Origin of the sequence: Escherichia sp. F1, from assembly GCF_046764225.1 — a bacterium.
Taxonomy (GTDB): Bacteria; Pseudomonadota; Gammaproteobacteria; order Enterobacterales; family Enterobacteriaceae; genus Escherichia; species Escherichia coli.
The window spans coordinates 3,052,556-3,067,738 of record NZ_CP177202.1; the positions used below are offsets into that span (position 1 = coordinate 3,052,556).

General features: G+C 50.5%; 16 protein-coding genes. 11 read left to right on the top strand and 5 right to left on the bottom strand.

Annotated elements, in window-relative coordinates:
* Positions 1–2 precede the first annotated feature (2 nt).
* A complete protein-coding gene (gene torR, locus ACK8NJ_RS14920; protein ID WP_001120112.1) occupies positions 3–695 on the top strand; it encodes a two-component system response regulator TorR in 693 nt (230 codons plus the stop codon).
* Here torR and torT read toward each other — a convergent pair.
* Entirely contained in the window at positions 668–1,696 is a 1,029-nt protein-coding gene (gene torT / locus ACK8NJ_RS14925; RefSeq protein WP_411961756.1) for a TMAO reductase system periplasmic protein TorT, read from the bottom strand. The genes torR and torT overlap by 28 nt on opposite strands.
* An 82-nt stretch (positions 1,697–1,778) precedes the next feature.
* Here torT and torS point away from each other — a divergent pair, with 82 nt between their 5' ends.
* Together torS and ACK8NJ_RS14935 are read left to right on the top strand one after the other, a co-directional pair.
* Positions 1,779–4,523 (top strand): TMAO reductase system sensor histidine kinase/response regulator TorS, encoded by a 2,745-nt coding sequence (gene torS / locus ACK8NJ_RS14930; protein ID WP_411961757.1) that lies wholly within the window; start codon positions 1,779–1,781, stop codon positions 4,521–4,523.
* 71 nt (positions 4,524–4,594) lie between these two features.
* Complete coding sequence (locus ACK8NJ_RS14935; RefSeq protein WP_001558937.1) at positions 4,595–5,668, top strand: 4Fe-4S binding protein; 1,074 nt, start codon at positions 4,595–4,597, stop codon at positions 5,666–5,668.
* A 47-nt stretch (positions 5,669–5,715) separates the two neighbouring features.
* Here the strand turns inward: ACK8NJ_RS14935 and ACK8NJ_RS14940 are convergent, their stop codons facing one another.
* From ACK8NJ_RS14940 to cspG, 4 genes are read right to left on the bottom strand one after another with little or no spacing between them, the layout of a single operon-like run.
* Entirely contained in the window at positions 5,716–5,889 is a 174-nt protein-coding gene (locus tag ACK8NJ_RS14940; RefSeq protein ID WP_001019197.1) for a GnsA/GnsB family addiction module toxin, read from the bottom strand.
* On the bottom strand, positions 5,879–6,109 hold the full coding sequence (gene ymcE, locus ACK8NJ_RS14945) for a protein YmcE (RefSeq protein WP_001309400.1): 231 nt from the start codon (positions 6,107–6,109) through the stop codon (positions 5,879–5,881). Before ymcE ends, ACK8NJ_RS14940 begins: the two co-directional genes overlap by 11 nt.
* The gene (locus tag ACK8NJ_RS14950) at positions 6,084–6,272 is read right to left on the bottom strand and encodes a cold-shock protein (RefSeq protein ID WP_071528143.1); all 189 of its coding nucleotides are present in this window, start codon (positions 6,270–6,272) and stop codon (positions 6,084–6,086) included. The genes ymcE and ACK8NJ_RS14950 overlap by 26 nt, the downstream gene beginning before the upstream one ends.
* 10 nt (positions 6,273–6,282) lie before the next feature.
* Positions 6,283–6,495, bottom strand: coding sequence for a cold shock protein CspG (gene cspG, locus ACK8NJ_RS14955; RefSeq protein WP_000066490.1), 213 nt, complete (start codon positions 6,493–6,495; stop codon positions 6,283–6,285).
* Positions 6,496–6,780: 285 nt separating this feature from the next.
* On the opposite strand from cspG, the gene cspH reads away from it, so the two are divergent.
* The 8 genes from cspH (at position 6,781) to etk (ending at position 15,148) form a co-directional block, all read left to right on the top strand.
* Positions 6,781–6,993, top strand: coding sequence for a cold shock-like protein CspH (cspH, locus tag ACK8NJ_RS14960; protein WP_000087763.1), 213 nt, complete (start codon positions 6,781–6,783; stop codon positions 6,991–6,993).
* 440 nt (positions 6,994–7,433) lie between these two features.
* Positions 7,434–7,739 carry a threonine-rich inner membrane protein GfcA gene (locus tag ACK8NJ_RS14965; RefSeq protein ID WP_001299283.1) on the top strand — a complete coding sequence of 102 codons (306 nt, stop codon included), beginning with the start codon at positions 7,434–7,436 and terminating at the stop codon, positions 7,737–7,739.
* A gap of 106 nt (positions 7,740–7,845) precedes the next feature.
* A complete protein-coding gene (gene gfcB / locus ACK8NJ_RS14970; RefSeq protein WP_001247609.1) occupies positions 7,846–8,490 on the top strand; it encodes a lipoprotein GfcB in 645 nt (214 codons plus the stop codon).
* On the top strand, positions 8,487–9,233 hold the full coding sequence (locus ACK8NJ_RS14975) for a capsule biosynthesis GfcC D2 domain-containing protein (RefSeq protein ID WP_411961758.1): 747 nt from the start codon (positions 8,487–8,489) through the stop codon (positions 9,231–9,233). Before gfcB ends, ACK8NJ_RS14975 begins: the two co-directional genes overlap by 4 nt.
* The gene (locus ACK8NJ_RS14980) at positions 9,233–11,329 is read left to right on the top strand and encodes a YjbH domain-containing protein (protein WP_411961759.1); all 2,097 of its coding nucleotides are present in this window, start codon (positions 9,233–9,235) and stop codon (positions 11,327–11,329) included. Before ACK8NJ_RS14975 ends, ACK8NJ_RS14980 begins: the two co-directional genes overlap by 1 nt.
* A gap of 45 nt (positions 11,330–11,374) precedes the next feature.
* Complete coding sequence (locus ACK8NJ_RS14985; protein ID WP_001295357.1) at positions 11,375–12,514, top strand: polysaccharide export protein; 1,140 nt, start codon at positions 11,375–11,377, stop codon at positions 12,512–12,514.
* A complete protein-coding gene (gene etp, locus ACK8NJ_RS14990) occupies positions 12,502–12,948 on the top strand; it encodes a protein-tyrosine-phosphatase Etp (protein ID WP_000057871.1) in 447 nt (148 codons plus the stop codon). Before ACK8NJ_RS14985 ends, etp begins: the two co-directional genes overlap by 13 nt.
* Positions 12,949–12,967: 19 nt before the next feature.
* Positions 12,968–15,148 carry a tyrosine-protein kinase gene (gene etk, locus ACK8NJ_RS14995; RefSeq protein ID WP_000208659.1) on the top strand — a complete coding sequence of 727 codons (2,181 nt, stop codon included), beginning with the start codon at positions 12,968–12,970 and terminating at the stop codon, positions 15,146–15,148.
* The last annotated feature ends 35 nt before the right edge of the window (positions 15,149–15,183 follow it).

Below are 15,183 nucleotides of genomic sequence, written 5' to 3' on the forward strand. Positions count from 1 at the left end.
TGATGCCACATCACATTGTTATTGTTGAAGATGAGCCGGTTACCCAGGCGAGATTACAATCCTACTTCACTCAGGAGGGGTATACCGTTTCCGTTACGGCGAGCGGTGCCGGGCTGCGGGAAATTATGCAGAATCAGCCGGTGGATTTAATTCTGCTGGATATCAATTTGCCCGATGAAAATGGCCTGATGTTAACCCGCGCCCTGCGAGAACGCTCAACGGTGGGGATTATTCTGGTTACGGGACGCAGCGATCGGATTGACCGTATTGTTGGGCTGGAAATGGGCGCAGACGATTACGTCACCAAACCGCTGGAACTACGCGAACTGGTGGTACGAGTGAAAAATCTGCTCTGGCGAATCGACCTCGCGCGGCAGGCGCAACCGCACACTCAGGACAACTGCTATCGCTTTGCGGGTTATTGCCTGAATGTGTCGCGCCATACGCTGGAGCGGGATGGCGAACCGATTAAACTGACCCGCGCAGAGTATGAAATGTTGGTGGCATTTGTGACGAATCCGGGCGAAATTCTTAGCCGTGAACGTCTGCTGCGTATGCTTTCTGCGCGTCGGGTGGAAAACCCTGACCTGCGCACCGTCGATGTGTTAATTCGTCGTTTACGCCATAAACTCAGCGCGGATTTACTGGTGACACAACATGGCGAAGGTTATTTCTTAGCCGCTGATGTGTGCTGATAAAAATAGACCGGACGAAATCCCCCTGGCGACAGCGAGCGGCGGATATGTTCACGGTCGGCATTTTTCGGCGTCAGAACTAAAATCGGTGGGCTGACATTATCAGACACCGATTGCCCCTGTAATTGCCTGATGGCCTGCTCAACCGCCAGTTCCCCCTGCCAGACCATCTGATCGCTGGCAGCCATAATCACTCTTCCCCGCTTCAGCCCGCGATACACCTGATGTGAAAGATATAACGACACCACGGTAAGCGGTGTTTTCAGGTTACGCCCTTCCCCCATTGCCGCCTCTGCCGCAATGGCCGTTCCGGCAACGACGTCGATTTCTGGATGGCGCTCCAGCATCTCCTGCAACAGGTTACGCTGGATTTCAATATCGTTATCGCCAAGCGCAATATCAACAATACGTACCGGGCTTCCGGCAATGGCTGCGCGAAAACCCTCGACCATCTCCTTACTGCCCCCGGCGTTATCGGGTCCGGGCATCAACAGCACGTTCAGTGGTTTACCGTGGCTCCATTGCACCAGATATCGTCCTGGTTGATAGCCCATCTGAAACCAGGGCACACCAACGCGGCTTTTCACGTGGGGAGCATCAATAGCATTTACCAGTTCGATCACCGGCAGACTTGCTACCTGCTTTTGCAGATCGGGAAATGACGTCGTGCTACTACCGAGCAAAATGGCCTCTGCGCCCCACTGTTTACACTGGTCGATTTGTGCTTGCTGGGTAGCCAACTGGCTGTAGCCGCCTGCCTCCAGCACTTTTAAATCCACACCGTAGCGGCGAGCAGCCTCCTGCATACCATAGTTCAACGATAACCAGTATGAATCTTTCAGGCTGGGATAAAGCGCGCACAGTTTCCATGCACGTTTGGCTTTAAGCGGCGTAGAGGGTTGCACCGAGAAATGCTGCGCATCATGCCAGCGCAACAGGTTATCAGCCGAAAAACCAGGCAACATGAAAAGGGAAAGAAGTAACAATAGCAGTACGCGCATGATAGCCTCATCAATAATAAGGCTTTATGCTAGATGCATTCCGCTTTGCGACTCAACCTTTTTCACCTTAAGTGCACCGACCGTGAATTTAACCCTGACCCGAAGACTCTGGATGGGCTTTGCCCTGATGGCGCTGTTAACCCTGACCAGTACCCTGGTGGGATGGTACAACCTGCGCTTTATCAGCCAGGTGGAAAAAGACAACACTCAGGCATTGATTCCTACCATGAATATGGCGCGCCAGTTGAGCGAAGCCAGCGCCTGGGAACTTTTCGCCGCGCAGAACCTGACCAGTGCCGATAACGAAAAGATGTGGCAGGCGCAGGGGCGAATGCTCACCGCACAAAGCCTGAAGATTAATGCGTTGCTGCAAGCGTTACGGGAACAAGATTTTGACACCACCGCTATTGAACTACAGGAGCAGGAGATCTCCCGTTCGTTACGTCAGCAAGGGGAACTGGTGGGACAGCGTTTGCAACTGCGCCAGCAACAACAGCAACTCAGTCAGCAGATAGTCGCCGCCGCCGATGAAATCGCACGCCTGGCGCAAGGTCAGGCGAATAATGCGGCAACCTCCGCCGGAGCGACCCAGGCCGGGATTTACGATTTGATCGAACAACATCAGCGTCAGGCCGCAGAAAGTGCACTCGATCGGCTGATTGATATCGATCTTGAGTATGTTAACCAGATGAATGAACTGCGCCTTAGCGCCCTGCGGGTGCAGCAAATGGTGATGAATCTGGGGCTGGAACAGATCCAGAAAAATGCGCCAACGCTGGAAAAGCAGCTCAATAATGCGGTGAAAATTCTGCAACGTCGGCAAATACGCATTGAAGATCCGGGAGTTCGTGCTCAGGTCGCAACAACGTTAACTTCCGTTAGCCAATATAGCGATTTGCTGGCGCTGTATCAGCAGGACAGTGAAATCAGCAATCGCCTGCAAACTCTCGCCCAAAATAACATCGCCCAGTTCGCGCAGTTTAGTAGCGAAGTCAGTCAGTTGGTCGACACCATTGAGCTGCGTAATCAGCACGGACTGGCGCATCTGGAAAAAGCCAGTGCACGCGGGCAATACAGCCTGTTATTGCTGGGGATGGTTTCACTTTGCGCACTGATTCTGATCCTCTGGCGCGTGGTTTATCGCTCAGTCACGCGTCCACTTGCCGAACAAACGCAGGCGCTGCAACGGCTGCTGGACGGTGATATCGACTCCCCTTTCCCGGAAACCGCTGGCGTACGGGAGCTGGACACCATCGGGCGGCTGATGGATGCGTTTCGCAGCAGTGTTCATGCACTGAATCGCCACCGCGAACAGCTGGCGGCGCAGGTCAAAGCGCGTACAGCTGAATTGCAGGAACTGGTAATAGAACACCGACAGGCACGGGCGGAAGCAGAAAAAGCCAGCCAGGCAAAATCGGCGTTTCTGGCGGCGATGAGTCATGAGATCCGCACACCGCTGTACGGTATTCTCGGCACCGCACAGCTGCTGGCAGATAACCCCACACTTAACGCCCAGCGCGATGATTTGCGCGCAATTACTGACTCTGGTGAATCGTTGCTGAACATCCTCAACGATATTCTCGATTATTCGGCTATCGAAGCAGGTGGCAAGAATGTTTCAGTCAGCGATGAACCCTTTGAACCGCGCCCGCTGCTGGAAAGTACCCTGCAATTAATGAGCGGACGGGTGAAAGGTCGCCCGATTCACCTGGCAACAGCAATTGCCGACGATGTACCGACTGCGTTAATGGGCGATCCGCGGCGTATTCGTCAGGTCATTACCAACCTGTTGAGCAACGCTCTGCGTTTCACCGACGAAGGGCACATTATCCTGCGTAGTCGCACTGATGGCGAGCTGTGGCTGGTCGAAGTGGAAGACAGCGGCTGCGGTATTGATCCCACGAAACTGGCTGAAATCTTCCAGCCATTTGTTCAGGTTAGCGGCAAACGCGGCGGCACCGGGCTGGGGCTGACCATCAGTAGCCGTCTGGCCCAGGCGATGGGCGGCGAACTGAGCGCCACCAGCACGCCGGAGGTTGGAAGCTGTTTTTGTTTACGCTTGCCGTTACGTGTTGCCACTGCTCCCGTGCCAAAAACAGTCAATCAGGCGGTGCATCTGGACGGTTTACGTTTGCTGTTAATTGAAGATAACCCGCTAACCCAGCGAATTACCGTTGAGATGCTGAACAACAGTGGGGCGCAGGTCGTTGCTGTTGGCAATGCCGCGCACGCGATAGAGACGTTGCAAAATAGCGAACCGTTTGCTGCCGCACTGGTGGATTTTGATCTGCCGGATATCGACGGTATTACCCTTGCCCGACAACTGGTACAGCAATATCCGTCGCTGGTTTTGATTGGCTTTAGCGCCCATGTCATCGACGAAACGTTGCGCCAGCGTACCAGTTCGCTATTTCGCGGGATTATCCCTAAACCGGTGCCGCGTGAAGTGCTCGGTCAGTTACTGGCGCACTATCTCCAACTGCAAGTCAATAACGATCAACCGCTGGATGTATCGCAACTCAATGAAGATGCTCAGTTGATGGGGACGGAGAAGATCCACGAATGGCTGGCATTATTTAAACAACATGCCCTGCCGCTTCTCGATGACATCGACATCGCCCGCTCCAGTCAGGATAGCGAGAAAATAAAGCGTGCCGCACATCAGCTAAAAAGCAGTTGCTCGAGCCTGGGAATGCGTAGCGCCAGCCAGCTATGCGCACAACTGGAGCAGCAGCCATTATCTGCCCCCCTTCCACACGAAGAAATTACACGCAGTGTTGCCGCTCTGGAAGCATGGTTGCATAAGAAAGACCTGAACGCGATTTGAATCAATATCAGCCAGTTAAGAATAACTAGAATAGTGGCATTTGGTATGCAACTTAACGGACTGGCAAAATCATGGCAGAGAAAAAAAGAACCCGCTGGCAGCGGCGGCCAGGCACGACGGGCGGCAAATTACCGTGGAATGACTGGCGCAATGCCACGACCTGGCGTAAAGCGACGCAATTATTACTGTTGGCAATTAATATTTATATTGCCATCACGTTCTGGTATTGGGTGCGCTATTACGAAACGGCAGGTAGTACGACATTTGTCGCCAGGCCCGGGGGCATCGAAGGCTGGCTACCGATTGCCGGTCTGATGAATCTGAAATATAGCCTTGCAACAGGCCAGTTACCGTCCGTCCACGCCGCCGCGATGCTGTTATTGGTCGCTTTTATCGTCATCAGTCTATTACTAAAAAAGGCCTTTTGTTCATGGTTATGCCCGGTTGGTACGCTTTCTGAATTAATCGGCGATCTCGGTAACAAACTGTTTGGTCGGCAATGTGTCCTTCCCCGCTGGCTGGATATTCCTCTGCGCGGCGTGAAGTATTTGCTGTTGAGTTTTTTTCTCTATATTGCGTTATTGATGCCCGCTCAGGCGATTCACTATTTTATGTTGTCGCCCTACAGCGTGGTGATGGACGTTAAAATGCTCGATTTCTTTCGTCATATGGGGACCGCGACATTAATCAGCGTGACCGTTTTGCTGATTGCCAGCCTATTTATTCGCCATGCCTGGTGTCGTTATCTTTGCCCATATGGCGCGCTGATGGGCGTGGTTTCGCTATTATCGCCGTTTAAGATTCGTCGCAATGCCGAAAGTTGTATCGACTGTGGCAAATGCGCAAAAAATTGCCCATCACGGATCCCGGTCGATAAATTAATTCAGGTACGAACAGTGGAATGTACCGGCTGTATGACTTGCGTAGAGTCATGTCCGGTAGCCTCAACATTGACCTTTTCACTGCAAAAACCTGCGGCAAATAAAAAAGCCTTTGCGTTGTCTGGCTGGTTAATGATGCTACTGATTCTGGGGATTATGTTTGCGGTGATTGGTTACGCAATGTATGCGGGAGTATGGCAAAGCCCGGTGCCGGAGGAATTGTACCGACGCTTAATTCCACAAGCGCCAATGATTGGCCACTAAATTAGCAACAAGCGGAACATCACCTCGCACGGGTGATGTTCACAAAATCACATTATTTTGATTTTGACATCATAACTTTCAAGCCCGGTCATTTTTTCTCGTGCGGTGAAGCGAATTTCAGAGACTTCTTTCCCTGTATTCTTGTTCAACTCGGCGATTTTTTGCGCGATAAAGTCGGCGATTTCCGTTTCGGCTTGTTTTTTTAACTCTTCAATATTCACTGTTAACCTCTTCTGGTCTTAAAAGACAGCAACACGCCAGTAAGGTGTTGGTTCCCGGTACCCTGGTCAGGTAAGAAATGTTATAAGCCATCTCCCCGAAAGATTCAATAATCAACAGGTTATCGCTTACTATACATACAGCGTTGAAGAAAAATAAGGCAGATATAAAAAAGGCTCCACGAGGGAGCCTGATATTATTTTGTGAAATCCAGCGGCGCATGCTCAGTGCGTATTTGCAGCGCGACGTTATCAAAGGTGATCATCGTCGATTTACAAAAAATACACTTTGCCCCTAAAGGATTTCGCTCCGTCACATCGAATGCCGATGTGCGGTACTGTGAACCATGACAACATGGACAGCGGAAATGGAGATGTTGAGTAATAACGGCAACCTTAGAGCGTAACAACGTTCGCTGCCGCGGGACCACGTTGCCCCTGCTCAATAGAAAATTCAACTTTCTGATTTTCGTTCAGCGTGCGGAATTCATTGCTCTGGATGGCGGTGAAATGGACGAAAACGTCTTTGCTGCCATCATCAGGAGTGATAAAGCCAAAACCTTTATCTGCGTTAAACCATTTTACTAAACCAGTCATTTTATTAGACATATTTTACTTCCTTCATTTTGGGCCTTTCGGCAAACAGGGCTTTAATACAGAAACTACTTAGTGTTCAGGAGAGAGACTCAAAAGAAGGGGATAATGCCTGATAATGAGAACTGCTTTAGTAAACTACTTTGTATGCTGTCTGTCTTTCAAACCGACGCAGCTATTAACGCATGATAATTGAGATTAAGCAAATTTTATTTTAGCCGTCCGGCGGTCTTAAATATCGCTGGCTTTATTTTATTAACCCCGTATAGTGCAGCGCAGTATTTTCAGTAAGGAATTTGTTTGTCCCGTAAAATGACAGGAATTGTCAAAACCTTTGATCGCAAAAGCGGCAAAGGATTCATTATCCCCTCCGACGGTCGTAAAGAAGTCCAGGTCCATATTTCCGCATTCACTCCCCGCGACGCAGAAGTGCTTATACCAGGATTACGCGTGGAATTTTGCCGCGTAAATGGCCTGCGAGGACCAACAGCGGCAAATGTTTATCTCTCTTAATATGAGTTGCTTGTTTAAAGTTGGCTGGTTTTATTGGAATAGCTCAATAGTCAACACCATAAATTATAACACAAGTTACTTTTTCACCGGGCAACAAATCCATTTAAGCGAATATCTCTGCACCTAATAGTTATAAATGCCACTTAACAGCCAGTTATAGTACCACTTGAAACTATATTACCAACAATAGTTAATAGCTTTCTTAACAATTTTCTTATCTTTAATTTGTATTTTGCTAAGATTTATCTTATGCTCACAAGTCGTATTTCCAGAGGGGAATAGTTAACAATCTTATATTTCCCTCTGCGCGCCTTTCCCTCCCGCAGTATATAGTGCTGGCGGTATGAGGAAAGGGAGATTTCACAAGGATGTTATACTCAAAGTAGATAATCCTGATCTCAAGCGTACGTATTGTCCATGCGATGAATAAAGGAAAAGTTATGAAACACAAGCTTTCTGCAATCCTTATGGCCTTCATGTTGACGACGCCAGCTGCATTTGCTGCCCCTGAAGCAGCAAACGGGACCGAGGCAACGACGGGTACTACTGGCACCACAACGACCACTACAGGTGCAACCACGACTGCTGCTACCACTGGTGGCGTGGCTGCTGGCGCTGTCGGCACGGCGACGGTTGTCGGTGTGGCAACGGCTGTTGGTGTGGCGACGTTGGCAGTAGTTGCAGCAAATGACAGTGGCGATGGCGGTTCTCATAACACCTCAACCACCACGTCCACTACGCGCTAATACTGCTTTAACGCGTCAAAATTAAAGTTAAATGATACCCGGTTGCGATATTCGTACCGGGCTTTAGAGATTTGCATTTTTTTAATTAACCTTTCAAGGATTAAAGGTGCGCCCTCTTATTTTATCGATTTTCGCACTATTTCTTGCGGGATGTACACACAGCCAGCAGAGTATGGTCGATACATTTCGCGCCAGCCTTTTCGATAATCAGGATATCACCGTAGCGGATCAGCAGATCCAGGCGTTGCCTTATTCCACGATGTATTTACGCCTTAATGAAGGGCAACGAATCTTTGTGGTACTGGGATATATAGAACAAGAACAAAGCAAATGGTTATCCCAGGATAACGCCATGCTGGTTACCCACAATGGACGTCTTTTAAAAACCGTCAAACTTAATAATAATCTGCTGGAAGTAACAAATTCCGGGCAGGACCCTCTGCGTAACGCGCTGGCAATAAAAGACGGCAGCCGCTGGACGCGCGATATTCTCTGGAGTGAAGACAACCATTTTCGCTCTGCGACCCTGAGTTCCACTTTTTCCTTTGCTGGATTAGAGACGCTGAATATTGCGGGTCGCAATGTGCTGTGTAATGTCTGGCAGGAAGAGGTGACTTCCACGCTGCCAGAAAAACAGTGGCAAAACACATTCTGGGTCGATTCGGCTACTGGCCAGGTTCGTCAAAGTCGGCAAATGTTAGGCGCAGGGGTTATTCCCGTAGAAATGACGTTTCTTAAACCCGCACCATGAATAAATTACAGTCGTATTTCATTGCCAGCGTACTTTACGTAATGACACCCCATGCCTTTGCGCAAGGAACGGTGACTATTTATCTGCCTGGCGAACAACAGACACTTTCCGTTGGCCCCGTGGAAAATGTTGTCCAGTTGGTGACACAACCGCAACTGCGCGATCGCCTCTGGTGGCCTGGTGCCTTGCTGACCGACTCTGCGGCGAAAGCTAAAGCGCTTAAAGACTACCAACATGTCATGGCACAGCTTGCTTCCTGGGAAGCAGAAGCTGACGACGATGTGGCGGCAACGATTAAATCCGTGCGCCAGCAGTTACTCAATCTCAATATCACTGGTCGCTTACCGGTCAAACTGGACCCTGATTTTGTACGAGTGGATGAGAACAGCAATCCCCCGCTGGTCGGGAACTATACGCTCTATACCGTACAGCGTCCGGGGACTATTACTCTGCTGGGTGCGGTTTCTGGGGCTGGGCAATTGCCCTGGCAGGCAGGCCGTAGCGTTACCGATTATCTGCAAGATCACCCCCGCCTTGCAGGCGCGGACAAGAATAACGTTATGGTGATTACGCCTGAGGGTGAGACTGTCGTCGCCCCTGTTGCCCTGTGGAATAAAAGACATGTGGAACCACCGCCTGGCAGCCAGCTTTGGTTGGGCTTTTCTGCGCATGTACTGCCCGAAAAATATGCTGATTTAAATGACCAGATTGTGTCTGTTTTAACGCAACGTGTTCCTGACTGATGAAGAAGAACTCTTATCTTTTAAGCTGCCTGGCCATTGCCGTCTCCAGTGCCTGTCATGCTGAAGTATTAACCTACCCGGATCCGCTGGGTTCGTCGCAATCAGACTTTGGCGGCACAGGATTGTTGCAGATGCCAAATGCGCGCATCGCACCGGAAGGTGAATTCAGCGTCAACTACCGGGATAACGATCAATACCGTTTCTACTCCACCTCCGTGGCGCTGTTCCCATGGCTGGAAGGCACCATTCGTTATACGGATGTGCGCACACGCAAATATAGCCAGTGGGAAGATTTCAGCGGCGATCAGTCATACAAAGACAAATCTTTCGATTTTAAACTTCGCCTGTGGGAAGAAGGTTACTGGCTACCGCAAGTGGCATTTGGTAAACGTGATATTGCTGGTACGGGTCTGTTTGACGGTGAGTATCTGGTGGCCAGCAAGCAAGCGGGCCCGTTCGATTTCACCTTCGGGATGGCCTGGGGCTACGCCGGTAATGCGGGCAATATTACCAACCCGTTTTGTCGGGTAAGCGATAAATATTGCCATCGCGCAGAGTCTCACGATGCGGGAGATATCAGCTTTAGCGATATCTTTCGTGGTCCAGCCTCTATTTTTGGCGGTATTGAGTATCAAACGCCGTGGAATCCCCTGCGTCTGAAACTCGAATACGACGGCAACAATTACCAGAATGATTTCGCTGGCAAACTGCCTCAGGCAAGCCATTTCAACGTCGGCGCAGTTTATCGCGCTGCCAGCTGGGCAGATCTCAACCTGAGTTATGAACGCGGTAACACGTTGATGTTTGGCTTCACGTTACGGACCAATTTCAACGATCTGCGCCCTGCCCTGCGCGATACGCCAAAACCGGCATATCAACCTGCGCCGGAATCTGAAGGATTGCAGTACACCACAGTAGCGAACCAACTTACCGCGCTGAAGTACAACGCAGGTTTTGAAGCACCGGAAATTCAGCTGCGCGATAAGACGCTGTATATGTCTGGTCAACAATACAAATACCGTGACTCTCGCGAAGCGGTCGATCGTGCCAACCGGATTCTGGTGAATAACCTGCCGCAAGGCGTTGAGAAGATTAGCGTGACGCAAAAGCGCGAGCATATGGCGATGGTGACTACCGAAACCGACGTAGCCAGCCTGCGCAAACAGCTGGCCGGTACAGCGCCTGGTCAATCAGAGCCACTGCAACAACAACGTGTTGAAGCTGAAGATCTTTCTGCCTTTGGTCGGGGCTACCGTATTCGTGAAGATCGCTTTAGCTACTCTTTCAACCCAACACTTTCACAGTCGCTGGGCGGCCCGGAAGATTTCTATATGTTCCAGTTGGGGCTGATGTCCAGCGCCCGCTACTGGTTTACTGACCACCTGCTGCTTGATGGCGGTATTTTCACCAATATTTACAATAACTACGACAAGTTTAAGTCTTCGCTATTACCCGCGGACTCTACCCTGCCCCGCGTGCGCACGCATATCCGTGATTACGTTCGCAATGACGTTTATCTCAACAACTTGCAGGCGAACTACTTTGCCGACTTAGGCAATGGTTTCTATGGCCAGGTGTATGGCGGTTATCTGGAAACGATGTACGCAGGTGTCGGTTCCGAGCTGCTTTATCGCCCGCTAGATGCCAGCTGGGCGCTGGGTGTGGACGTTAACTACGTGAAGCAGCGTGACTGGGACAACATGATGCGCTTCACCGATTATTCCACACCCACAGGTTTCGTGACGGCTTACTGGAACCCGCCGACGCTCAATGGCGTACTGATGAAACTTAGCGTTGGGCAATATCTGGCAAAAGATAAAGGCGCAACGATCGACGTCGCCAAGCGCTTTGACAGCGGCGTGGCGGTAGGGGTATGGGCGGCAATCAGTAACGTATCTAAAGATGACTACGGCGAAGGCGGCTTTAGTAAAGGTTTTTATATCTCGATTCCGTTCGACTTGATGACCATTGGACCTAACCGCAACCGCGCGGTGGTTTCGTGGACACCATTGACGCGTGATGGTGGACAAATGCTGTCACGCAAATACCAGCTCTATCCAATGACGGCAGAGCGAGAAGTACCGGTTGGACAATAACCTGACGTAATTCATAACATTACAATGACTGATAAATATAAACCAATGAAAAAGAACATTTTTAAGTTTTCGGTACTGACATTGGCTGTTCTGTCTTTGACAGCATGTACCCTTGTTCCTGGTCAGAATTTATCGACCAGTAACAAGGATGTCATTGAACTACCTGACAATCAGTATGACCTGGACAAAATGGTCAATATCTATCCCGTCACGCCAGGATTGATTGATCAGCTGCGCGCCAAACCGATTATGTCGCAGGCTAACCCGGAGCTGGAGCAGCAAATCGCGAACTATGAATATCGTATCGGCATTGGGGATGTGTTGATGGTTACGGTCTGGGATCACCCGGAACTAACCACACCCGCAGGGCAATACCGTAGCGCCAGTGATACCGGCAACTGGGTTAACGCCGATGGTGCGATTTTCTACCCCTATATTGGTCGCCTGAAAGTGGCCGGGAAAACACTTACCCAGGTACGCAACGAGATTACAGCGCGTCTGGATTCAGTCATTGAAAGCCCGCAAGTCGATGTCAGCGTCGCGGCGTTCCGCTCGCAAAAAGCGTACGTCACCGGCGAAGTCAGCAAATCGGGTCAGCAGCCGATTACCAATATTCCTCTGACCATCATGGATGCGATTAACGCCGCGGGGGGGCTGACCGCAGATGCAGACTGGCGCAACGTGGTGCTCACCCAGAATGGCGTAAAGACCAAAGTGAACCTCTATGCGCTGATGCAGCGTGGCGACTTGCGCCAGAACAAACTGCTGCACCCGGGCGATATTTTATTTATTCCGCGCAACGATGATCTGAAAGTCTTCGTGATGGGTGAAGTGGGTAAACAGAGCACGCTGAAAATGGACCGCAGCGGTATGACCCTGGCGGAAGCGCTGGGTAACGCTGAGGGTATGAATCAGGATGTCGCTGATGCGACGGGGATTTTTGTTATTCGTGCAACGCAAAACAAGCAGAATGGCAAAATCGCCAATATTTATCAGCTGAATGCGAAGGACGCATCGGCAATGATACTCGGAACGGAATTCCAGCTTGAACCTTACGACATTGTTTATGTCACTACTGCGCCGCTGGCTCGTTGGAACCGTGTGATTTCTCTACTGGTACCGACGATTTCCGGGGTGCATGACCTGACAGAGACTTCACGGTGGATTCAAACATGGCCCAACTAAAATTTAACTCAATCCTGGTGGTTTGTACCGGCAACATTTGCCGTTCGCCCATTGGCGAGCGCTTGCTGCGTAAACGTCTGCCAGGCGTAAAAGTCAAATCGGCAGGTGTTCATGGTCTGGTAAAACACCCTGCAGATGCGACAGCAGCAGATGTTGCCGCAAATCATGGCGTATCTCTTGAAGGACATGCCGGACGTAAGCTCACTGCTGAGATGGCACGAAATTACGATCTGATTCTGGCAATGGAGTCGGAACATATTGCTCAGGTTACCGCAATCGCTCCCGAGGTCCGCGGGAAGACAATGCTGTTTGGGCAATGGCTGGAACAGAAAGAGATCCCGGATCCCTATCGTAAAAGTCAGGACGCATTTGAACATGTCTACGGTATGTTGGAGCGCGCCAGTCAGGAATGGGCGAAGCGCCTCAGCCGGTAATTTGAGTTTATAAAATACGATGACAACTAAAAATATGAATACGCCACCAGGCAGCACTCAGGAAAATGAGATCGATCTGCTTCGTCTGGTCGGCGAGTTATGGGATCACCGTAAGTTTATTATCAGCGTGACCGCGTTGTTCACGCTGATCGCTGTCGCTTACTCGCTGTTAAGCACGCCAATTTATCAGGCAGATACTCTGGTCCAGGTTGAGCAGAAACAGGGCAACGCCATTCTCAGCGGCCTGAGCGATATGATCCCTAACTCATCGCCCGAGTCAGCACCGGAGATCCAACTGCTGCAATCGCGCATGATTCTCGGTAAAACCATTGCTGAACTGAATCTGCGCGACATAGTTGAGCAAAAGTATTTTCCGATTGTGGGTCGCGGCTGGGCGAGATTAACCAAAGAGAAACCAGGTGAGCTGGCGATCAGCTGGATGCATATTCCACAACTGAATGGTCAGGATCAGCAACTGACACTCACGGTTGGGGAAAACGGCCACTATACGCTGGAAGGTGAAGGGTTCACCGTCAATGGTATGGTCGGCCAGCGTCTGGAAAAAGACGGCGTTGCGCTGACTATCGCGGACATTAAGGCCAAACCAGGAACGCAGTTTGTCCTGAGCCAGCGTACCGAACTGGAAGCGATTAACGCGTTGCAGGAAACCTTTACCGTTAGCGAACGCAGTAAAGAAAGCGGGATGCTGGAACTTACCATGACCGGTGATGATCCCCAGTTGATTACCCGTATTCTGAACAGCATCGCTAACAACTATTTGCAACAGAATATCGCTCGCCAGGCGGCGCAGGATTCACAAAGCCTTGAATTCTTACAGCGCCAGTTGCCAGAAGTGCGCAGCGAGCTGGACCAGGCGGAAGAAAAACTCAACGTTTATCGCCAGCAGCGCGATTCGGTTGACCTTAACCTGGAAGCCAAAGCCGTTCTTGAGCAGATTGTTAACGTTGATAATCAACTCAATGAGCTGACCTTCCGCGAGGCAGAGATCTCCCAGCTGTATAAGAAAGATCACCCAACTTATCGTGCGCTGCTGGAAAAACGCCAGACGCTGGAGCAAGAACGCAAACGCCTGAATAAGCGGGTATCGGCAATGCCTTCCACCCAACAGGAAGTGTTGCGTTTAAGTCGTGACGTAGAAGCGGGCCGTGCGGTATATCTGCAATTACTTAACCGCCAGCAGGAGTTGAGTATTTCGAAATCCAGTGCGATTGGTAACGTGCGGATTATCGACCCGGCAGTCACTCAGCCGCAGCCAGTGAAACCGAAAAAAGCGTTGAATGTGGTGCTTGGTTTTATTCTTGGCCTGTTTATTTCGGTGGGTGCAGTGCTGGCGCGTGCGATGTTGCGTCGTGGTGTAGAAGCACCGGAACAACTGGAAGAGCACGGCATCAGCGTTTATGCCACTATCCCGATGTCCGAGTGGCTGGATAAACGTACCCGTCTGCGTAAGAAAAATTTATTTTCTAATCAGCAGCGCCATCGTACTAAAAATATCCCCTTCCTGGCGGTGGATAACCCGGCGGATTCTGCTGTGGAAGCCGTACGTGCGCTACGAACCAGTCTGCACTTCGCTATGATGGAGACAGAGAATAACATTCTGATGATCACCGGTGCGACGCCAGACAGTGGTAAAACGTTCGTCAGTTCAACTCTGGCAGCGGTGATCGCCCAGTCCGATCAAAAAGTGTTATTTATTGATGCCGACTTACGTCGTGGTTATTCGCATAACCTGTTTACCGTGAGTAATGAACATGGCTTGTCGGAATATCTGGCAGGTAAAGATGAGCTCAACAAAGTGATCCAGCATTTTGGCAAAGGAGGCTTTGATGTGATTACTCGCGGTCAGGTGCCACCTAACCCGTCTGAACTGCTGATGCGCGATCGGATGCGTCAATTACTGGAATGGGCGAACGACCATTACGATCTGGTGATTGTCGATACGCCGCCGATGCTGGCGGTGAGCGATGCTGCGGTCGTGGGACGCTCTGTCGGCACCAGCCTGCTGGTTGCGCGTTTTGGCTTGAACACCGCCAAAGAGGTGAGCTTGTCAATGCAGCGTCTGGAACAGGCTGGCGTCAATATTAAAGGCGCAATCCTCAATGGTGTGATTAAACGCGCCAGCACCGCTTACAGTTACGGCTATAACTATTACGGTTATAGTTACTCCGAGAAAGAGTAAAACTGAAGGTAAGATGGCCGGATGCGGCGTAAATG

What these genes read in the sequence shown, in the direction of transcription:
- torR (WP_001120112.1), top strand. Translation starts at nt 3, where the DNA reads ATGCCACATCACATTGTTATTGTTGAAGATGAGCCGGTTACCCAGGCG.
- torT (WP_411961756.1), bottom strand. Translation starts at nt 1,696, where the DNA reads ATGCGCGTACTGCTATTGTTACTTCTTTCCCTTTTCATGTTGCCTGGT.
- ACK8NJ_RS14935 (WP_001558937.1), top strand. Translation starts at nt 4,595, where the DNA reads ATGGCAGAGAAAAAAAGAACCCGCTGGCAGCGGCGGCCAGGCACGACG.
- ymcE (WP_001309400.1), bottom strand. Translation starts at nt 6,109, where the DNA reads ATGCGCCGCTGGATTTCACAAAATAATATCAGGCTCCCTCGTGGAGCC.
- cspG (WP_000066490.1), bottom strand. Translation starts at nt 6,495, where the DNA reads ATGTCTAATAAAATGACTGGTTTAGTAAAATGGTTTAACGCAGATAAA.
- ACK8NJ_RS14965 (WP_001299283.1), top strand. Translation starts at nt 7,434, where the DNA reads ATGAAACACAAGCTTTCTGCAATCCTTATGGCCTTCATGTTGACGACG.
- ACK8NJ_RS14975 (WP_411961758.1), top strand. Translation starts at nt 8,487, where the DNA reads ATGAATAAATTACAGTCGTATTTCATTGCCAGCGTACTTTACGTAATG.
- ACK8NJ_RS14980 (WP_411961759.1), top strand. Translation starts at nt 9,233, where the DNA reads ATGAAGAAGAACTCTTATCTTTTAAGCTGCCTGGCCATTGCCGTCTCC.
- ACK8NJ_RS14985 (WP_001295357.1), top strand. Translation starts at nt 11,375, where the DNA reads ATGAAAAAGAACATTTTTAAGTTTTCGGTACTGACATTGGCTGTTCTG.
- etp (WP_000057871.1), top strand. Translation starts at nt 12,502, where the DNA reads ATGGCCCAACTAAAATTTAACTCAATCCTGGTGGTTTGTACCGGCAAC.
- etk (WP_000208659.1), top strand. Translation starts at nt 12,968, where the DNA reads ATGACAACTAAAAATATGAATACGCCACCAGGCAGCACTCAGGAAAAT.